This is a genomic window from Synechococcus sp. H60.2 (genome assembly GCF_047462315.1).
Lineage (GTDB): Bacteria > Cyanobacteriota > Cyanobacteriia > Thermostichales > Thermostichaceae > Thermostichus.
Genome location: NZ_JANSIZ010000052.1, coordinates 1 through 20,033, shown reverse-complemented (window position 1 = coordinate 20,033; position 20,033 = coordinate 1). Strand labels below are relative to the sequence as shown.

Annotated in this window: 16 protein-coding genes and 3 pseudogenes; 10 read left to right on the top strand and 9 right to left on the bottom strand. The window is 60.3% G+C overall.

What is annotated here, in order from left to right:
- Window positions 1–170 precede the first annotated feature (170 nt).
- Together gshB and NW845_RS09215 are read left to right on the top strand one after the other, a co-directional pair.
- On the top strand, window positions 171–1,118 hold the full coding sequence (gene gshB, locus NW845_RS09220; protein ID WP_414365524.1) for a glutathione synthase: 948 nt from the start codon (window positions 171–173) through the stop codon (window positions 1,116–1,118).
- Between the two features lie 179 nt (window positions 1,119–1,297).
- Window positions 1,298–2,069: pseudogene (locus tag NW845_RS09215) on the top strand (IS630 family transposase); the annotation flags it as partial.
- A gap of 1,130 nt (window positions 2,070–3,199) precedes the next feature.
- On the opposite strand, the pseudogene NW845_RS09210 reads toward NW845_RS09215, so the two are convergent.
- Window positions 3,200–4,303, bottom strand: a pseudogene (locus NW845_RS09210) (CHASE2 domain-containing protein); the annotation flags it as partial.
- A 114-nt stretch (window positions 4,304–4,417) separates the two neighbouring features.
- On the bottom strand, window positions 4,418–6,556 hold the full coding sequence (locus tag NW845_RS09205; protein WP_414365518.1) for a polyribonucleotide nucleotidyltransferase: 2,139 nt from the start codon (window positions 6,554–6,556) through the stop codon (window positions 4,418–4,420).
- Window positions 6,557–6,740: 184 nt separating this feature from the next.
- Between NW845_RS09205 and NW845_RS09200 the strand changes: the two genes are divergently transcribed.
- Window positions 6,741–6,863, top strand: a complete 123-nt coding sequence (locus NW845_RS09200; protein ID WP_414378240.1) for a hypothetical protein — start codon at window positions 6,741–6,743, stop codon at window positions 6,861–6,863.
- 182 nt (window positions 6,864–7,045) lie between these two features.
- The gene (locus NW845_RS09195; protein WP_414365522.1) at window positions 7,046–8,686 is read left to right on the top strand and encodes a 2-isopropylmalate synthase; all 1,641 of its coding nucleotides are present in this window, start codon (window positions 7,046–7,048) and stop codon (window positions 8,684–8,686) included.
- Between the two features lie 24 nt (window positions 8,687–8,710).
- Here the strand turns inward: NW845_RS09195 and NW845_RS09190 are convergent, their stop codons facing one another.
- The 5 genes from NW845_RS09190 to NW845_RS09170 all read right to left on the bottom strand — a co-directional run bounded on the left by NW845_RS09190 (window position 8,711) and on the right by NW845_RS09170 (window position 12,322).
- Entirely contained in the window at window positions 8,711–9,742 is a 1,032-nt protein-coding gene (locus tag NW845_RS09190; protein WP_414378238.1) for an ABC transporter ATP-binding protein, read from the bottom strand.
- A 131-nt stretch (window positions 9,743–9,873) separates the two neighbouring features.
- Window positions 9,874–10,077, bottom strand: a complete 204-nt coding sequence (locus tag NW845_RS09185; RefSeq protein ID WP_414365520.1) for a phycobilisome linker polypeptide — start codon at window positions 10,075–10,077, stop codon at window positions 9,874–9,876.
- Between the two features lie 165 nt (window positions 10,078–10,242).
- A complete protein-coding gene (apcB, locus tag NW845_RS09180; RefSeq protein WP_414365512.1) occupies window positions 10,243–10,728 on the bottom strand; it encodes an allophycocyanin subunit beta in 486 nt (161 codons plus the stop codon).
- A 64-nt stretch (window positions 10,729–10,792) separates the two neighbouring features.
- Complete coding sequence (apcA, locus tag NW845_RS09175; protein WP_011431038.1) at window positions 10,793–11,278, bottom strand: allophycocyanin subunit alpha; 486 nt, start codon at window positions 11,276–11,278, stop codon at window positions 10,793–10,795.
- A 354-nt stretch (window positions 11,279–11,632) separates the two neighbouring features.
- Complete coding sequence (locus NW845_RS09170; RefSeq protein WP_414378236.1) at window positions 11,633–12,322, bottom strand: hypothetical protein; 690 nt, start codon at window positions 12,320–12,322, stop codon at window positions 11,633–11,635.
- Window positions 12,323–12,623: 301 nt separating this feature from the next.
- On the opposite strand from NW845_RS09170, the gene NW845_RS09165 reads away from it, so the two are divergent.
- From NW845_RS09165 to NW845_RS09140, 6 genes are all read left to right on the top strand, one after another.
- Window positions 12,624–13,868: an HhoA/HhoB/HtrA family serine endopeptidase gene (locus NW845_RS09165; RefSeq protein ID WP_414334376.1), complete on the top strand. Its 1,245-nt coding sequence runs from the start codon at window positions 12,624–12,626 to the stop codon at window positions 13,866–13,868.
- Window positions 13,869–14,043: 175 nt separating this feature from the next.
- Window positions 14,044–14,943, top strand: a complete 900-nt coding sequence (locus tag NW845_RS09160) for a glycine betaine ABC transporter substrate-binding protein (protein WP_414334367.1) — start codon at window positions 14,044–14,046, stop codon at window positions 14,941–14,943.
- A 20-nt stretch (window positions 14,944–14,963) separates the two neighbouring features.
- A complete protein-coding gene (locus tag NW845_RS09155; protein ID WP_414348773.1) occupies window positions 14,964–15,932 on the top strand; it encodes an ABC transporter ATP-binding protein in 969 nt (322 codons plus the stop codon).
- Window positions 15,929–16,546 (top strand): ABC transporter permease, encoded by a 618-nt coding sequence (locus NW845_RS09150; RefSeq protein ID WP_414334363.1) that lies wholly within the window; start codon window positions 15,929–15,931, stop codon window positions 16,544–16,546. Before NW845_RS09155 ends, NW845_RS09150 begins: the two co-directional genes overlap by 4 nt.
- A gap of 57 nt (window positions 16,547–16,603) precedes the next feature.
- Entirely contained in the window at window positions 16,604–17,986 is a 1,383-nt protein-coding gene (locus NW845_RS09145) for a sigma-70 family RNA polymerase sigma factor (protein ID WP_414334361.1), read from the top strand.
- An 8-nt stretch (window positions 17,987–17,994) separates the two neighbouring features.
- The gene (locus NW845_RS09140) at window positions 17,995–18,636 is read left to right on the top strand and encodes a VanW family protein (protein WP_414378234.1); all 642 of its coding nucleotides are present in this window, start codon (window positions 17,995–17,997) and stop codon (window positions 18,634–18,636) included.
- A gap of 179 nt (window positions 18,637–18,815) precedes the next feature.
- Here the strand turns inward: NW845_RS09140 and ubiE are convergent, their stop codons facing one another.
- Both ubiE and NW845_RS09130 read right to left on the bottom strand, forming a co-directional pair.
- Window positions 18,816–19,526 carry a bifunctional demethylmenaquinone methyltransferase/2-methoxy-6-polyprenyl-1,4-benzoquinol methylase UbiE gene (ubiE, locus tag NW845_RS09135; protein ID WP_414378232.1) on the bottom strand — a complete coding sequence of 237 codons (711 nt, stop codon included), beginning with the start codon at window positions 19,524–19,526 and terminating at the stop codon, window positions 18,816–18,818.
- Between the two features lie 51 nt (window positions 19,527–19,577).
- A pseudogene (locus NW845_RS09130) lies at window positions 19,578–20,033 on the bottom strand (hypothetical protein); the annotation flags it as partial.

The following is a 20,033-nucleotide window of genomic DNA, read 5'->3' as shown; positions in this document are numbered from 1 at the left end:
GGGCAGAGGAAGAGACAAAAATCTCGCCGTAAAGCGGATGGGGAAACCCCACCCGCCTGCGCGGTGGGGTAGTTCATCTTTCTACTACTGCCGAACCGGCCTGCTAGCCGGGAGCAATCCGCTCCAATTTGTTGCATACTCAGGGCAGCTTTTCGTTGCTCAAACCATTTATGCAGGTAGCTTTCATTGTCGATCCGTTGTCTCAGTTGCAGGTGAACCACGACACCAGCGTTGCCTTGATGGAGGCGCTGCAGAGACGAGGCCACCGCATTTTTTGCCTTGGATTGGCTGACCTCTACTGGGATCAAGGGGAAACCTGGGGATCCGTTGAGGAAATTGTGTTGGATCTAGGAGCGGATCCCTGGTACGAGGTCAAAGAACGGCGCTTGTTGCCCTTGAGCCAGATGCAAGCAGTATGGATGCGCAAGGATCCGCCGGTGGACGCGGCCTATCTCTACGCCACCTACCTTCTGGATCATCTCTCCCCCCGCCGCACCCTAGTGCTCAACCATCCTGCCGGGATCCGCTCCGCCAACGAAAAGCTCTATGCTTTGCAATTCCAAGAGTGGATCCCGCGTACCTGCGTCAGCAGCAGCAAGGCCTTGCTACGCCAATTCGTCGAGCAGGTGGGGCAGGCGGTACTCAAGCCCCTGGGCGGCAAGGGTGGGGAAGGGATCCTGCGGATCAACGCCGGCGATCCAAACCTCAATTCCTTAATCGAGCTGAGCACCCAATTCGGTCGGCTGCCCGTGATGGTGCAAGAGTATTTGCCGCAGGCAGCAGCGGGAGATAAGCGCATTTTGCTGCTGGAGGGCGAGCCTTTGGGCGCCGTCAATCGGATCCCTGGGGAGGGGGATTTCCGTGGCAATGTGGCCGCTGGGGGTCGGGTGGAGAAAACCGAGATTGCCGAAAAAGAACGGGCCCTCTGCGCAGCTTTGGCGCCGGTGCTGCGGCAGGAGAAACTCTATTTTGTTGGAATTGATGTCATCGGGGAACGGCTGACAGAGATTAATGTCACCAGCCCAACTATGCTGCGGGAGATCTGCCAGTTAGAAGGGGTTGATTTGGCTGATCAAGTGGCCCAGTGGCTAGAGAAGAAAGTGCCGATCAAAGCGTAAACTACCCCACATCCCCTTCCGAGGAATCTGGTCATTATCCAACAGGTGCCCTCTCCAAACTTGGCATTAAGTTTCTCTCCAGCCACTTTCTCCCTTTGAGCTCCCCTGCAAGAGCATAAATGCTACAGCTTGTTAATTTAAAATAGGGTACAGGTATTCAAGAGGAAGGAGAGAAAGAGATGCCAACCCATTCTTTGGATCTACGGCAAAGAGTTGTAGCAGCTTATCAGGCAGGTCAGACCTCTATCCGCCAGGTAGCCGAACGGTTCATGGTAACCAAAAGAACAGTACACCGCTGGGTGCGGCAGTACCAACAAACTCAGGACTTAACTCCCAAGAAAGTAGGCACCAAGCGAGTGGGTATTTTGGAACAGCATCGACAGGAAGTGATGGCAATCATTGCAGAACACCCAGACTTTTACCTGTGGCAATACCAAGAACTGTTGCGGGAGCGCTTAGGGATTGATGTAAGTACTGTTACGATACACAACTTCTTGAAAAAGCAAGGGATGACTCTAAAAAAAAGACTTACCGCAGCGCGAGAGTCCAAGAGGAGGAGGTGCAAAGAGAACGACTAGCTTATAGTCAAGAAGGCAGGGATATTGCAGCGGAGGACTTGATTGCCCTCGACCAGACAGGGGTATGGGAGGGAAGAGAACGGGGAGGAGCTCGCAGCTTAAGGGGTCAAAGAGCTTAGCATTATTGTCAGAGATGTAAGGGGGAAAAGCATACTGTTATTCGAGCTATTTCCCTGAGAGGTGCGGTTGGCCGTCGTGTCATCAAGGGTGGAATGAGGAAAGGGGATGTTTTGGAGTCTTCGAGAAGTGAGTTATGTCTGAAGCTAGAGGAAGGTTGTGATTATTAACTATCCATAAGAGTTGGGCAGTTGAGGAATTGATTAGGGGGATAGGTGTGCGAATCCTATACCTGCCTGGGTATGCGCCGGAGTTGCTACTGTACCCCTTAACTCTTTAACAGGCTGTATCTCAAGCTCTGGGGGAAGCTATGCCTGTGGTCTGCTGGAGCTGGGCGACCAGCTAAGCAAGAAAGAAGCCTCAATGCAGACAAAAGTTCCCTTTTCCCGGTGTTGTCCAAGTCTTTCAAAGTGGCATCTCCCAGTGCAGCTCGACGTAGGTATAGCCCTCCGGGGTGTGGGTGCGATGCCAGGATCCCTTGGGCAGGTAGCGGGCAATGGTATTCATGGCCTTGCTGCCATAGCCGCCACCGGGGCTGGGGGCGTATTCTACGCCGTCATTGATGACCGACAAGCAGCAGTGGCGCTCCTTTTGCACCAACGACACCTTGACGAAGGAGGCGTTGCCCTTGGGAGGTTGCACATGGGCGATGACATTGCCGATGGCCTCTCGCAAAAAGCGCAAGATATCCTCCCGTTGGTCAAACCACTCGCTAGTATTGGGCTCCTCCAGAGGTTGCAGATGGCGCTCCACAGGCAAGGTCAGGCTGCCCGTCCGAATCAGCTCGTCCAGATAGGTGTCAATGCCCCGGTGCAAGCCCTCCCGCAAGCTAGGGGAAATGCGCAGCTTGGTGGCCAGGGTGCGCACATCGTTAAGCTGCTCGCGAATGCCTCGCCCGATCCTTTCCAGTTGTTCCAGCAGACGATCGTAAATGGCAGGATCGGGATCCTTACCCTGCTGCTGTTGCCATTGCAAGCTTTCCAGCTCGTCCATCACCACCTTCAGCTCCTGCAGCTCACGATCGTGAATGTCGGTGGCAATGCGGTAGAGCAGCTTGCGGGCTTGGTCGATGGCGGCCTCCTGCTCGGCCCGGCGCAGACGCTCCAGTTCCTGTTGTTGGGCCAAGAGCCGCTCCTGGTTCTCCAGGATTACCAAGGTCAGAAGCAGGCTCACCCCCGCTAGGCCGACAGCCAAAGCCGGCAAGGTCAGTGGCCAAATCCAACGCCACAGCAAAAATTGGGTTACGGCCCACCCCTCATAAGCGGTCAGCCCCACCACCGGCCAGAGGAGAAACCGCTGTTGTTTCCAGTCCCGGCAATTCTGTCGCGGGGAGGGGCGATAGAGCACCAAGCTCAGGCCCGTTCCCGCACCCAGCAGGAAGACAACCCCCGCCGCTAGCCCTGCCGGCAGGGATCGGTACACCTCTCCGGTGAGCAGGCTCGAGAGGATTTGCGCTTGCAGCTCGACTGCCGCAATCTGGGATCCATCCACCGTCCGCACCGGGAAGGTCTCCGGGTACCCCCCCACAAAGCCCACTAGGACGATTTTGTCTCGTAGTTGGTCGGCAACTTTGGGGTCGAGGGGAGGGATCCCTTCTTGGCCGCGGCAGGCTTGGCCGGGGCTGAGCGTTGGGGAGCCAGATCCCGTCTGGGAGATCACCGGCGGACAGATCTGCTCGATGGGAATGATAGGGATGCTGTGCTGGGATCCAAGGGGGTTGAATTGAACTGGCTGCAAACCCCGTTCGCGCAACCAGCGGCTGGCCCGCTCCGGGTCGTACTTGGCAAAAGCCAAGGCCTCCGCCGAGGCAAACATCTGCTCCTTCTGGCTGTCGCGGCGTAGGTAAAGCCCCCGCAACTGGGCCTGGCGCAGGATTCCAGCCCCGTCCAGGCGGTGTTGCACCACTCCCTGGACATGTTCCGGTGCCACTAAGTACTCCAGCCGCAGGGAGGAAAAGGGCAAAAAGTGGTTGTAGATGTTGATCTCAGAACGGCCAAAGCTCTCACTGCTGCGGGTAGCCAAGACCACGCGATCTGGGTAGCGCTGGATAACCTGACGCAGGGGAGCATCCAGGTCCTCGTTACCCAGATTCTGCGGCACCACAAAGCTACTGGGCAGGTTTAACACCACCACCCTGGCTTTGGCCTCTTCCAGTAGGCGCAAGGTCAGGCCAGCGTAGTTAGCCCGTTCCAGGAGAAAGTCAACATTGTGCTGGCCATCACCATTTTTTCCCTGCCCATCGCTGCGGCCATCGATGCCGATGATCACCACCTCCGGGGAAGGCTGCTGAGGGCCGCGCCAAGCGTAGAGCCATTCCTGGGCGTCGCTCTCCAGCCGCAGCAACAAAGGGTGCTGGGCAGAAAGGTTGAGCAAGGTGGCCCACCCTAGGCCCCAAGCCAAGGCCCAGCCCAGTCGCCGCCGAGAGGGAGACAGTTGCTTTTGAGGATCACGCCCTTGGCCAGCGAGAAGGGGAGCAGCGAGATTCGGCATAGGGGGCTGTTGAGGCCAACAAGTTGAAGAGTGCCTCCTCTGCCATCTTGGCCGCCGACAACGGCCGGCGAGAGGATCCCTTGCCCACCCAGTTGCTGGGGAAAGACCGCAACTTCAGGGGTGATGGTTGCGCACCCGTGCCGCCTCCTCGGGACTAATGCCGAGACGGGTGAGGTTAACGCGGCCCTTGTGGTCGATGCTGCGCACCTTGACCACCACCTCATCCTCCACAGCCACCTCATCTTCTACCCGGGTAACGCGGTACTCCGCCAGTTGCGAGATGTGGATCATGCCCTCTTTGCCGGGCAAGAACTCCACAAAGGCGCCGATGGGGATGATGCGGGTCACCTTGCCCAGGTACACCTGCCCCTCTTCTACCCGCCGCACTAGGTTTTCGATCATCGCCCGCGCCGCTTCTGCCTGGCCGCCTACCGAGGAGGATACGGTGATCGTGCCATCGTCGCTGATGTCCACCTTGGCTCCTGTCGCTTCCGTGATGCTACGCACCATTTTGCCGCCAGGGCCGATGATCTTGCCGATATCTTCCGGATCCACCTTGAACGTGAGCAGACGGGGAGCCGTTTTGGCCAACTGGGGTCGAGGTGCTGGGAGAACCTCCAGCATCTTGTCGAGGATATAGTCACGCCCGGCCTTAGCCTGCAGGATGGCTTTCTCCACCACATCCACGGTGATGCCGGTAATTTTCATGTCCATCTGCAAAGCGGTGATCCCGGCCCGCGTGCCGGCCACCTTGAAGTCCATATCCCCCAAAAAGTCCTCGATGCCCTGGATGTCGGTGAGGATGCGCACCTCGTCCCCTTCCTTAATTAGACCCATGGCTACACCGCTGACCGGCGCTTTGATCGGCACCCCGGCATCCATCAAGGACAGAGTAGAGCCACAGACGGATCCCATCGAGGTGGAGCCATTGGAGGAGAGCACCTCCGACACCACCCGCACCACGTAGGGAAACTCCTCTTCCTTGGGCAGCACCGGCACCAAGGCCCGCTCCGCCAGCGCCCCATGTCCAATTTCCCGCCGTCCTGGCGAGCGTGAGGGCCGCACTTCTCCCACGGAAAAGCCGGGGAAGTTGTAGTGGTGCATGTAGCGCTTTTCGTCCACCGGGTGCAGATCGTCCAACTCCTGGGCATCGCCAGGGGTACCTAGGGTGGTGATGGAAAGAATTTGGGTGAGGCCGCGGTTGAACAGAGCGCTGCCGTGTACCCGCGGGATCAAGCCTACCCGGCAAGAGACTGGCCGCACCTCGTCTAGCTTGCGCCCATCTACCCGCACCCCCTCCTGCAAGATCTGCTGGCGCATCAGCTTTTTGGTCAAAGCCTTGAACTGGTTGTCCAATTCCTTAGGATTTTCCAGGAGGTAGAGCCGCAAGGGATCCCCCTCTGGCCGTTCCTGGATCTGGGCCTCCAGCTTGGCCTTGATCGCCTCCAGTTGTTGCTCGCGGCTGGTCTTGTCTAGGAACTGCCTAAGGATGGAGCGAATGCTCTCCTGGGCGTGTTCCGCCACAAAGGCAATCAGCTCCTCGTTTTGGGGGGGCGGGGGCAGCTCCACAGGGGTGATGTTGAGATCGGCAAAAACTTGCTGTTGGGCCTTGAGCAGCTCTTGAACGGCCTCGAAACCGAACTCAATGGCCTCGACTACGTCCTTTTCCGGCAGTTGGTTGGCGCCGGCCTCCACCATGATCACGCCGTCAGCACAGCCAGCCACCACCAAATCCAGATCGCCGGCCTCGATTTCGGCATAGGTGGGGTTGAGGATGAACTCATCTTTAACCAAGCCAACCCGCACCGCCGCCACCGGGCCGTTGAAGGGGATGCGAGCACCATGGATGGCCAGCGAGGCCCCCAAAATACACAACACATCGGGCGGCACCTTGTCGTCCACCGAGAGGGTAGTGGCCACGATTTGCACATCGTCCCGCAGCCATTCTGGGAACAAAGGCCGCAGGGGCCGGTCTATAAGACGAGAGATCAGGGTGGCCCGCTCCGGTGGCCGACCTTCCCGCCGCAAGTAGCCTCCTGGGATCCGCCCGGCAGCGTAGAGCCGCTCCTCATAGTCCACCAGCAAAGGCAAGAAATCGACACCGGCCCGGCCGGGTTGTCGCGTAGCCGTAACCAAGACCGAAGTTTCCCCAGAAGTTAACCAGACTCCGCAACCTGCCTGGGGAGCCATCAACCCAATATTGATGTCAATTTCCCGCCCGTAAAAGGAAATCGACCGAGTATATTCTGCCATGTAACGCTTCGCCTTCTTTTTTTCTTGCCGCTATCGTAGCATTCTCTTTTTGCTTTGTTCTTTGGTGGTAGAGAGTTGGGGCGTCGCCAAAAACTGTTTTTCTGGCTCTGGCCAGGGATCCGCAGCAAGGCCAGGGTATAGGCCAGATGCTCGCTCGAAGCCAACCTAAGGGGCGCCTGTGCTGATGCTAGAGCCGCTGACCCCTGCCCAAATCAGGGCCTACTTGGATTGCATTGGCTACGTCGGCCCCACCCTGCGCCAGATCCACCTGGCCCACCTGATGAGAGAGAATACGAACACCTGCTGACCTGAGCCTTCGGGATCCGCCTTCCCACAACCTCTTCCGCCCCCGAGAGAAAGATGGCAAGACCTACAGCCACTCCGACAGAAGCCCGCCAGCTCTCTTCCAAACCCGATCCAAAACTCCATCCAGCAGTGCCAGAATAAGATGTCAAAATAAAAAGCGCTGTTTCGTTGTCCGAAAAGATTATGGATGCTGCGGCGGTTTCCACATTTGATGGCCAAGCTCTGGATCACGTGCTCATTTTCGACACCACCCTGCGCGACGGGGAGCAGTGTCCCGGCGCCACGCTGAACACCGAAGAGAAGCTGGCCATCGCCCGGCAACTGGCCCGGCTGGGGGTCGATATCATTGAAGCTGGGTTTGCCTATGCCAGCCCCGGGGACTTCGAGGCGGTGCAGAAGGTGGCCGAGCAGGTGGGCACCCCCGACGGCCCTGTCATTTGCAGCCTGGCCCGCGCCCTCAAGGCCGACATCGAAGCGGCAGCCGAAGCTCTTAAACCCGCCGCCAAGCCCCGTATCCACACCTTTATCTCCACCTCGGACATTCACCTCAAGTACCAGTTGCGCAAGACCCGCGCCGAAGTGCTGCAAATTGCCGAAGAGATGGTGGCCTACGCCAAGTCCTTCGTGGACGATGTGGAGTTCTCCATGATGGACGCCACCCGTTCCGATCCGGAGTTTCTCTACCAGGTGATCGAGGCAGCCATTCGGGCCGGCGCCAAAACCATCAACATCCCGGACACCGTCGGCTATGTCATGCCTGAGGAGTTCGGCCAACTGATCAAGGGCATCCGCGAGAATGTGCCCAACATCAAGCAGGCCATTATCTCGGTTCACGGCCACGACGACCTGGGAGTCTCAGTAGCCAACTTTCTGGAGGCGATCAAGCAGGGGGCACGGCAAGTGGAAGTGACCATCAACGGCATCGGCGAGCGGGCCGGCAACGCGGCGCTGGAAGAGTTGGTGATGGCCCTGCACGTGCGCCGCAGTTACTTCAACCCCTACTTTGGCCTGCCGGTGGACTCGGAAAAACCCCTCACCCACATCAAAACCCAGGAGATCTACCGCACCTCCCGCCTGGTCTCCAACCTCACCGGCATGTTGGTGCAGCCCAACAAGGCCATTGTCGGTGCCAACGCCTTTGCCCACGAATCGGGCATCCACCAAGACGGCATGCTCAAAAACCGCCAGACCTACGAGATTATGGACGCCCAGACCATCGGCTTGCAATCGAGCACGCTGGTGCTGGGCAAACACTCGGGCCGCAACGCCTTCCGTACCCGCCTCCGGGAGTTGGGCTTCGAGCTCTCAGAGCAGGATTTGAACAAAGCCTTCCTGCGCTTCAAAGAGCTGGCGGACAAGAAGAAAGAGATCACCGACCTGGATCTGGAGGCAATCGTCAACGACGAGACCCGCCCGGTACCCGATCTCTACCGCCTGGAGCACGTGCAAGTGGTGTGCGGCAACCACGAGGCTCCCACCGCCACCGTGCGCCTGATCACCCCTGAGGGTGAAGAGCGGGTGGACGCCGCCGTGGGCACAGGTCCGGTGGACGCGGTGTACAAAGCCATCAACCGCATCGTCAACATCCCCAATAAGTTAATCGAGTTTTCCGTCCAGTCGGTTACCGCCGGCATCGACGCCATGGGGGAAGTCACCATTCGCCTGCGTCACGAGGATCGCGTCTTCTCTGGCCACGCCGCCAATACGGACATCATCGTTGCCTCAGCCCAAGCCTATATGAACGCCCTCAATAAGCTTTACGCCGCTCTGCACGCGGCCCGCTCGACGGCTGAGCAACGGCAGGCTGCCACCCAGAAGATCTGATGGGCTGCCGCCAGGAGTGCTCCTCTAGGAGCGGGCTGCAGGGATCCCTTCCGCAAACACCCGCCTGATTACTTCCTCGATCGGCGGGTCTGTTACCGTCAAGTCCAGCACCTCCAGATCCGCCAGGAGCTGGGCAACCGTCTGGGTGAGGTGTTCCCGCCGCACCCACAGCCGCACCTCACAGCTGCTGCCGGGATCCCCCTCGCTGCGCAGCTCTCCATAGACTTGCAATTGGGCGAGGGGGCAGGGGCGAGCCAATTCCAGCTTCACCTCGCGATAGGGGGCAAAGCGCTGCCGCAGCTCCTCGAGGCCGCCATCGTAAATGAGTTGCCCGGCGCTGATCACCAGCACCCGTTCACAGAGCGCCGTAATGTCGGCCATGTAGTGGCTGGTCAACAAGACTGTTGCCCCGTAGCGGCGGTTGTAGTCCCGCAGAAATTGCCGCACGGCGGCCTGAGCGTTAACATCCAACCCCAAGGTCGGCTCATCCAAAAACAAGATCTGCGGGCGGTGGATCAGGGCCGCCAGCAGTTCCGCCTTCATCCGCTCCCCCAGAGAAAGCTTGCGCACTGGCTGCTTCAGCTTGCCCTGCAGGTCGAGCAGCTCCGCCAACTCCCCCACTCGCTCGCGAAACTCCTTTTCCGGGATCTCATAAACGGCAGCGTTAATCCGCAGAGAATCTATGGCCGGTAGATCCCAGATGAGCTGCTGCTTCTGCCCCATCACCAGGGTGATCTGCCGCAAAAAAGATGGCTCGCGCCGGTAGGGCACGTGGCCGACCACCTGCAGCGTGCCCCCGGAAGGGTAGATGAGACCCGCCAGCATCTTGAGGGTAGTGGTCTTGCCTGCCCCGTTCGGCCCCAAAAAACCCACCACCTCCCCCGGCTGAATCTGGAAGCTCATGGATTGCACCGCTGCGATGTAGTGATAGGTACGGCGAAAAAAGTGGCGCAACGTACCGACCACCCCCGCTTCCTTAATGGCTACCGGGTAAACCTTGCTCAGGTCGCGAGCCACGATGATCGGCTCAAGTCGGATTGGCACGTCAGACGACATAGCTCCTCCCCCCCCTAAAACAATCAGATCCGCTAGCCCAACTTCAAGGGCAAACCTCCTGAGGCTGGGCATGTCGGATCTGGCTGGGGGTATTCTCAGTATGGAGGAGAAACAGCAAACAGGCAGGGGAACTACAGCAGTCCTACGTCTATCCCAGGCTTGCCGGCAACCAGCTCCACCTTCAGGATACGGCCACCCGACTTTTGGATACGCTGTTGCTCCCGAAACCAGTTGTCGTAGGGCACCAGCTTCGTGAAGTAGGTATTTTGCAGCTCCCGCTGGGTGCGAATGCGGGTTTGGCTGGGCACACAGGCCGTGATCTTAAACAGGCGCATGATAAAGGATCCCTGTTGACAGCAAAGTAACTGACTTGACCAGCAAAACAGGCGACTCACCTCAGAAAGCTCGCGTACCCCAGTTAGCACACCAGATCCCTGCGGCAAATCGCCTGTCATGCTCGTTAGACAATGAACCTCACGCCAAGGCAATGACGCTGGCAGTTAGCTCAGGCCAGAGCAGATGTAGTCGAAGTACACACCCATTTCCTTGCCGGCTTCAGGCCCCACCAGGGCAGCGGTTACTTCTTTCATGGCTTGAATGGCCTGAATGGTGGCCCCAATCGGCACTCCCAGCGAGTTATAGGTCTCTTTGAGGCCGTTGAGCACCCGCTCGTCGAGGATGGAGGGATCCCCAGCCAACATGGCGTAGGTAGCGTAGCGCAGGTAGTAGTCCATGTCGCGGATGCAAGCGGCATAGCGACGGGTGGTGTACATGTTACCACCGGGACGGGTGAGGTCGGAGTAGAGCAACGCCTTGGCCGCCGCATCTTTAACAATGGTGGAGGCGTTGGCCGCGATTGTAGCAGCCGCTCGCACCCGCAGCTCGCCCGTGGCGAAGAAAGCCTTCAACTTGTCCATGGCCGAGCTGTCGAGATACTTGCCTTGGACATCGTAGCTATTGATCACAGCAGTAATCGCGTCTTGCATGATGAGCTTCCTAAATCCAAATCGGTGAACGTTAAACAGTTGCGCGGTTAGAACAATGTAGGGATTAGCTCATTGCCCCCACCACAAAGTCAAAGTAGTAACCGGCCTCAGCCGCGTCCTCAGGAGACAACAGGCCCATGGCCACCTGCTTCATTTGGCGAATGCTCTCGGCCACCGCCGGAATAGGCGTGCCCAAAGAGTTGTACATCTCCCGCACCCCCACCAAGCCAATCTCCTCAATCGGGGTGACATCGCCGGCAACGATCCCGTAGGTGATCAGGCGCAGGTAGTAGTCCATGTCCCGCAGGCAAGTTGCCGTCATCTCCTCTCCGTAAGCATTGCCACCTGGGGAGACGATGTCAGGACGCTTCTGGAAGAGTTGATCGGCAGCTTGTTTGACGATGCGCTCGCGAGACTCAGTCAAGACTTGAGCGATGCGCAGCCGCTTCTCGCCGGAGGTAACAAAGGACTTGATCCGATCCAGCTCCCCCGGACTGAGGTAGCGGGCTTCTGCATCCGCATTCACAATCGATTTCGTGACAACACTCATGGACATCCATCCTCAAGTCAATTTTTTTAAAGAGTATGACGAGCATACCCGCAAGCTATTTTCCGACATGCTTGCCGTCTGCCATCTCAGATCTTCACACTTCTTAAAATGCCTCCCAGGAAAGGAGCGCTCCCTTCCCGTCAACTCCTGCAGCGGCTGTCCGGCAAGGGGGACGTTTGTCAATAAGCGTAAAACAGTCCCTGCTGGGCCAGCCGGAATAGCCCCAGGTGGCCGCAGAGCAACCCACCCCTGCTTAGCTTTGCGGAGTGGGCAATAGCTTGAGGGCGGGCAGTGTGGCAAGGGATGGCGATCGGCCCTAGGGAGTTAAAGTTAAGTTGCGCTTTTCAGGTGTCGCTAGGGCAGATAGGGCTGAAAGTCCTGAGTGACGGTCAGGGTCAAGTTGGCGTTGGGATCGATCACCGCCACCTCCGGCGCCGTCACATTGCCGATCACGGCCCCCGCTGCCGCTCCACCTAGCACCTTCTCCGTCGAGATCACCCGGTCGCCAAACAGGCCGCCCAAGATCGCCCCTGCCGCCGCCCCGATCAGGGCATCCTGCACAACTGCCTCTGCAGAAGTGTGGCGGGGATCCTTGCGCAGCGGGATTACCTGGCTTTGGGCGTAGAGAGGATAAGATTGGCCGTTGAAGATCAAGGCCCGCGAGACAAACTGGGTGCCGCCGCTCACCGGCTGGAATTGGCCTTCTAGGATAGCTCCCGCCGGCACGACCATGTTGCCGTAGATATCCCGCAGGGGAGTCTCCAGGCTAAGGCTGACGGCGCGGGTTTCGCCAGGGGCAATCAAGAGGGCTTCCGGAGAGCGATGCACGGCTTGGATGAGATCCCCAGAGCGCAACAGCAAGGTGGTTTGCAGTTGAAAGGGCTGGCTTGGCTCATCAGGGGGAAGGGGGTTCACCGGGCGCCATCCCTGGTCGGGGGGCGGTGGCGGCAAGGGATCCCTTTGCGCCAAAACCGGGGTGGCTGCCGGTAGCCAGAGAAAACCGGCGAGTAGAGGAGCCAACAGACGACGGGCTGGGTTGGTCATGGTCTTACCCCCGATCTACCACTTCTACGTTAGCTGTAAGCCGGCCAAAGCTGGGGACAACATCCCTGTCTGGCCTTCTATCCCCATCAAAGCCAGTTGGATATAGGGTGGCTACTCCAGGCAAGCAGATTCCGCTGCTCTTCAACCCAGATGGAAGTACGGAAAAGCGCCGCAGCTGCCGCCTTGGGATCCCTGCTGTCCATGCTAGATTAGGCCCTAGGTTTCGCAGGGGGCCAAGGTATTTCTGCGCTCCCAGCTCTTCTCTTCCCTGACTCAGGTAGCTATGAAGCGCAGCACATCCATGCCGGGCCAACCTTCTCCCAGTTCAGAAGCTTCTGCTCAACCTGCCCGTTTGCATCAGCAGGACGGAGTTCGTTCCTTTTTTGAGCCTTTGGCCGTTCTTAAGTCTCTTCTCTCGCCGCTGCTGCTGGTGCTCTTGGGCATTGGGCTAGGAGCAGCTCTCATGGGAAGCAACGGAGTATCTGCGCAAACGACGGCAACCCCGCCCCAACTGAACCTGAATTTTATCGCCGAGGTGGCGCAAAAGGTGGGGCCGGCGGTGGTGCGCATCGACTCCGAGCGGACGGTGCGCGTTCCGGGCGCTTTTCCAGAGGAGTTCTTTAGCGATCCCTTCTTCCGGGATTTCTTTGGCCAAGCGATCCCTTCCATCCCCCGCCAACGGCGGCAACAGGGCACTGGCTCCGGCTTTATCATCAGCCCGGACGGCCAGATCATCACCAACGCCCATGTGGTCGAGGGATCCGACAAGGTGACGGTGACGCTCAAGGATACCCGCAGCTTTGACGGCAAAGTAATTGGCACCGATCCGGTGACGGACATTGCGGTGGTGAAGATCGAGGCCCAGAACCTGCCGACGGTGAAGCTGGGCCGCTCCGAACTGCTGGAGCCGGGCCAGTGGGCCATTGCCATCGGCAACCCCCTGGGGCTGGACAACACCGTAACCGCTGGGATCATCAGCGCTTTGGGCCGCTCCAGCGGCGAGATCCGCGTGCCCGACAAGCGGGTGTCTTTTATCCAGACGGATGCGGCCATCAACCCCGGCAACTCAGGCGGCCCCCTGCTCAATGCTCAAGGGGAGGTGATCGGGGTGAACACGGCTATCATCCAAGGGGCGCAAGGGCTGGGCTTTGCCATTCCCATCGAGACAGCCCAGCGGGTGGCCAACCAGTTGATCGCCCGCGGCAAGGTGGATCACCCCTACCTGGGCATCCGTATGCTCACCCTCACCCCCGACCTGAAGGAACGTCTCAACCAGGATCCCAACAGCCGCATTTTCGTGACGGTGGATCAGGGGGTGCTCATCGGCGAGGTGATCCAGGGATCCCCGGCAGAGCGGGCGGGCCTGCGCGCCGGAGACATCATTCTTGCCATCAATGGCCGCGCCGTCACCACCGCCGACCAAGTGCAACAGGAGGTGGAGCGCACCGAGGTGGGCAGCACCCTGGAGCTGGAGATCGAGCGAGCTGGGCGGCGGCAGAAGATCCGGGCCGTCACCGGATCGTTCCCGGCCCCCGGCAGAGGCTAATGGGATGGGGTTGAGGCTCTGGGGCGGGGCAATGCCGGTAGTGCCGCTGTCGCTCTTGCAGTTACGGATCGGGGACAATAATGGTTTAATGGTGCCTTAGCAATCGCAACTTCCTGGCCCAGGCCGGAACACTCTCGGCAGGGCCGCTTGTCTCGAGTTGGGGATCCCTTTTGCCATGCTCAAAACCACTCGTCGCCTGGCTCTGCTGGCCCTCTCGGGGCTGGCCGCCCTTGTTCTTGCCCCTCAAGCGGGCCTTGCCAAACCGATTGTGGTCGGCTCTAAGGACTTCACCGAGCAGTTTATCTTGGGGGAAATGTACGCCTTGGCTCTGGAGGCGGCGGGGTTGGCGGTGGAGCGCAAGCTCAACCTGGGGGGAACGCCGGTGGCCCATGCCGGCCTGCTGAGCGGCGAGATCGATCTCTACCCGGAGTACACCGGCACCGGCCTGCTGACGGTGCTCAAGCTGCCCAGCAGCAGCGACCCGGCCCAGGTATACGCGACGGTGGCCCGCGAGTACGAGCGCCAGTTCCAATTGGTTTGGCTGGATCCGGCCCCCATGAACAACACCCAGGCTCTGGCCATGACCCGCGCCAGAGCGGCGGAGCTGGGCATCACTACCCTCTCAGACATGGTGGCCAGAGCAGGCGAGCTGGTGATGATCGGGCCGCCGGAGTTTCAAGCCCGCGAAGACGGCCTGCCGGGACTGCGAGCGGTCTACGGCAACTTTCGCCTCAAAGCCTACAAGGCGGTGGATCCCGGCCTGCGCTACCAGGGCTTGGTCAATGGGGAGGCGGATGTGGCGGTGGCCTTTGGCACTGACGGGGAAATTGCCGCCTTTGACCTGGTGGTGCTCAAGGACGACAAGCAGCTTTTCCCCCCTTACCAGGTGGCGCCGGTGGTGCGCAAAGATACCCTGGAGGCCAACCCCGGCATCGCCACTGCTTTGAACGCCCTTGCTCCGTTGCTGACGGACGAGGTGATGCAGCGGCTGAACTACGAGGTGAGCGGCAAGCGCAAGGAGCCGGCAGAGGTGGCGAGATCCTTCTTGGTGGAGGCCGGTATTTTGAAGGAATAGCCGTTGCCCGAGGCCCCGGCGTGAGCACCCTTGAATTCGAGCGGGTATCGCTGCGCTTCCCCCACAGTTCCCGTCCGGCTGTGGAGGAGTGCAGTTTTTCTGTGGCCTCAGGCCAGTTGGTGGTCATCCTCGGCCCTTCCGGCTGCGGCAAAACCACCCTTCTGAAGATGGTGAACCGGCTGCTGGAGCCCACCCAAGGACAGATTCGCCTGGATGGGCAGGATATCCGCCACTTTCCGGTGACGGCGCTGCGCCAGCGCATCGGCTATGTCATCCAGCAGGTGGGGTTGTTTCCCCACATGACGGTGGCCCAGAATGTGGCGGTGGTGCCGCGACTTTTGGGCTGGCCAAGGGAGCGCATCCGCGAGCGAGTGGACGAGCTGCTCAGCTTGGTCAACTTGCCCCCCCAAGAATACCGACGTCGCTACCCGGCTCAACTCTCAGGCGGCCAACAGCAGCGGGTGGGGCTGGCGCGGGCGCTGGCCGGGGATCCGGATCTGCTGCTGATGGACGAACCCTTTGGGGCCCTCGACGCCATCACCCGTAGCAAGCTACAAGATGAGATCCTGCGCCTGCAGCGGCAACTGAGAAAGACCATCCTCTTCGTCTCCCACGACGTGGAAGAGGCGCTGCGCCTGGCAGATCGCATCTTGGTGATGCAGCAGGGGCGGGTGGTGCAGTTCGATACTCCCTTTCGACTGCTCACCCAGCCGGCCACCCCCTTTGTCAGAGAGCTATTGGGGGCAGACGACATGGTGCGGCAACTGAGCGTGCTGCGGGTGGAAACGGCGATGGAGCGGATCCCGCACAACCACCAGATCCAGGAGGGGGCGGTGGTAAAGCCCCACGAAACCCTACGGCGGGCCTTGTCGCTGCTGCTGCGCACGGGGGCGGCGGCTCTCACGGTGTGGGAAGACGGGCGGGCTATCGGCATCGTTACCCTGGATCACATCCGCCATCTGGCCATGCTGGAGGGGGGATCCGCATGAGCTACCTTCTCCGCCATCCCGGCTTGGTGTGGCAGCTTACCCAAGAGCACCTAGCAATGGTGGCGACGGCCTTGGGGATTGCGCTGGTGCTGGCGCTGCCGTTGGCTTTGCTGGTTCACCACGTGCGCTGGCTAGCCCTACCGCTGATGGGGATCCTCAGCATCCTGTACACGGTGCCCAGCCTGGCTCTAATCATTTTGTTGATCCCTTGGTTCGGGCTCAATGCCCGCTCGGTGGTGGTGGCGATGGTGCTCTACTCGCAGGTGATCTTGGTGCGCCACCTGTACGTGGGTTTGCAATCAGTGGAGCCGGCTCTTCTGGAGGCAGCCAAGGGTCTGGGGATGAACCTCTGGCAGCGGTGGTGGCAGGTGCAGCTACCCCTGATGCTGCCGGTTGCCCTGGCCGGCTTGCGGCTGGCGGCAATTGTGGCCATTGCCATTGCCACGGTGGGGGCCAAGTTTGGGGCAGGGGGGCTGGGCACCCTGCTTTTTGAGGGCATTGCCCAGGCCGGTCGCTACGACAAAATCTGGGCTGGATCTCTAGCGGTGGGATCCCTGGCCTTGCTGGTGAACACGGCTCTGCTGGGGCTGGAGTGGGCGGCTCGCCGTGGCTGAGGGGATAGGCTTTCATCAGGTCTATCTTCGTTTCTGTGGGACGACGCTGGGTGTAGCATGGCTGAGCAACCAAGGACTCCGTCTCCCTGGCGCGAGCGGGTGAGGGATTGGCCATCCCGCAGCGATGTGGAGCTGATGGAAGCGCTCACAGCAGGGCATTCTGTTGCCCTGGCTGTACTCTACGATCGCTATGCCGGCTTGATCTGTGGGCTGGCCCTTAAGATCCTGGGCCATGCGGCCGAGGCGGAAGATCTGACTCAGGCGGTGTTTGTCGAACTGTGGCACAAGCCCGACTATGATCCGCGGCAGGGATCCGTGAGCAGTTTTTTGTGTGCGTTGACCCGTTCGCGAGCCATTGAGCGTCTGCGCTCCCAGGATAGCCATCAACGTTTTTTGAAACACTGGCAACCCCTGCTCGCCGCCGATGGCAGTGCTCCGATCCCTTTTGAGCAGCTCTCCCTCGAGGAGCGACGGCAAGCGGTGCAGGAGGCCCTCAGCCAACTGCCGGAAAGCCAACGGCAGGTTCTCGAGCTGCTCTACTACCAGGGGTTGAGCCAGGCGGACATTGCCCAACACTGGGGGATCCCGCTGGAGGCGGTTAAAGCCCGCACTCGCCAGGCCCTCTGCAAGTTGCGGGAATCGCTCTCCTTGGAGTTAAGTTCTGGGTCTGAAGCCGCCTCGCCCCCTTCATCAGAAGCACAGGAAGAACTGGCCGGCTATCTGCTGGGGGACTTGTCTCCTGAACAGGCAAGCGCCCTGGAGGCACGCCTAACCCAAGACCCGCGGTTGCTGGCAGAGTTGCAGGCCCTGCAAGAAACCCTGCATCTGCTGCCCTATGGGTTGCCAGGGGTGATTCCGCCGGCCAGCTTGCGGGGCAAGGTGATGGCAGAGGCGGGCATTGAGGAGGCGCTGACCCCTCTTCAGCCGGCACTGTCCTCTCTGGGGTTCGGTCGCCTCACGGCTGAGTGGCGCTGGGTAGGGGGCTTGGCGGCAGGGGCCTTGGCTTTGCTGGTTTTCGACAACTGGCGACTGCGACAGGCGCTGCAACTGGCCCGGCTAGAATCGGTGCAGACATTGTCCCATCTCTTGCAACAGCCGGGATCCCGTCTGGTGAACTTGCAGGGAGAGGTGGGGTCGGCCAACCTGCTGTTGCGCCCAGGAGAGTGGCAGGAGGTGGTCTTGGCGGCAAGGGATCTGCCCCAACCGGCCCCTGGAGAGCGTTACCACCTCTGGCTCAAGCTGGACGACGGCGAGATCCTCCACTGCGGCACCTTTCAGGTGGATGCCCAGGGATCCGCGCTTGTGGCCTTGCGCCCGCCACACCCGCTGCCAGAGGGCGCCCGTCCCCAAGAGGTGCTGGTTACGGCCCAAGCCGCTGCCGTCCCTCGCCAACCCCAGGGTGAGGTTCTCTTGAAAGCCAAGGTGTCTTGGGAAAAGTGAAAGGGAAGATGCGGGGATTGGCTTTGTCGGTGGGGTTGGCCCTGGCCCTGCTGGCTCTGTGGTGGACGGATCCCACCCCAACCCCCCTGAGCCGATACACCACTTCCTTGCAGGAGCGCACTCCCTCGCAGCTCCACAACATTCGCCAGGCTGCCCAAAGCCTGGATGGGGTTTACATTCGGCCAAGGGCAGTTTTTTCTTTCAACCAGGTGGTAGGGCCGCGCACCCTCGAGCGGGGCTATCTGCCTGCGCCGGTATTCATGGTGGCCGAAACCCTGGATTCGGTTGGGGGCGGGATCTGTCAAGTCTCCTCCAGCCTATACAACGCGGCTTTGCTGGCGGGGCTGGAGGTGGTGGAAAGGCACCCCCATTACCGCCCCGTGGAGTCGGTACCCCCCGGCCTGGATGCGACCGTTTGGTACGGCTTGGCCGACCTCAAGCTGCGCAACCCCTTCCCTTGGCCGGTGCGCCTGCGCCTTCAGATCCGCGGCCAAAATCTCATCGTGTCGGTGCTGGGACGGGGATCCCGCCACGCCCTCCAGATCCCCCCCATTCACGTGGAGCAGCAGCGGCTGGATCCCCAGCATTTGCAGGTGAGCGTCTATCGCGGCAACAAGCTCCTCTCCCAGGATCGCTATGTTGCTCCCTAGCCGCCAAGCCCCTTTTGGCCAAGTCCGCTGCGTCTCCTCGGAGGCCGCATCCTAAGCTGCCTCTTCAACCGGTTTGAGACGCTGGCCAGGCGCTCTGCACTGCTGGTGACCCCCTCACCCCCAGCCCCTCTCCCAAAGGAAGAGGGGGGTCTAAGGAGCGAGGGGAGAAGCCGTTTGGATCATCTTGCAACCACCAGCACTCCCATCATGCCACCGGCTAGGGGGTAAAACTTGGCAGTAGAAAATCCTGCCTGCAAGGCCATTTGCCGCTGCTCTTCGCCAGAGGGGAAGCCGTCCAAACTGGGATCGAGGTAGGCATATTCAGATCCCAGTCCCAGGGTTTGGGCCTGGGCAACGACCTGGGTGTTCAGGTACCAGCGCTGAAAGTGAGCAAGAAACGGGATCCCTGTGGGGCGATGAAAGTCCAAAATAGCGGCGCGACAGCCGGGCTTGAGCACCCGGCAAATCTCTCGCAACGCCTGCGGGATATCGGTTACGTTGCGCAGGCCATAGCCCATCGTAATGGCATCAAAACTGTCGTCGGAAAAAGGCAAGGCCAGGGCGTCTCCCAACACCCACTCGAGGAAGTAGCCGGGAAAAAGACGGGAGCGCCGCCGAGCAATATCCAGCATGGCCGGGGAGAAATCCAGGCCGACCACATGTCCCCTTCGTCCCACCCGGCGGGCCAGTTGTAGCGCCAGGTCGCCAGTGCCGCAGCAGAGATCCAACACGTGCCCGCCAGGGCCGGCGCGCGACCAGCGCACAGCCATGCGCTTCCAAACCTGATGCAGGCCCAGGCTCAGGGTTTGGTTGAGGGCATCGTAGTGGGGGGCAATGCGGTCGAAGAGCTCCCGAATCTGCTCAGGGCGCTCAAAGGCTGGGCTGGGCACCGCTTCTCAACTCCGCTTTGCATCGATCGTACCAGCAGTCTCCAGACAGGGCTATTGCGGCACCGGGATCCCGCTCACGCCGACTCGGTGGCGGCGGCTGGGATAATCGGCCAGGCTCAAGGACAAAGACCGGGATCCGGCCAAGCTGGAGGCGGGGATGCGGACAGTTCCCTGGAAGACTTGGCTGTTGGGAGGCAACTCCCCAGGCAGGCCTTGGGTGAGGGCGTTGATTGACCGTCCGGTGTCGTCAGTAACGTTCAGGAAGCTGTAGAGAAAGCGCACCGTCTCTGCCGAATTGTTCTGCATCGCCACGTTCAAAACCACTTGCCCTCCCTCGCGGCGAACTGAGAGCACCTGCATGGCAACCTGCCCGCTGGCAGCCACTTGCCGAGGTGGGGGAGGTGGTGTAAGTGCTGGTGGCGGCGAGGGGCGCAGCAGTTGGGGAGAGGGAGAAGCAGGCCGCAGGGTGGGGGATGGGGCTACCGCCAACTCAGGAGATAAGGGGGG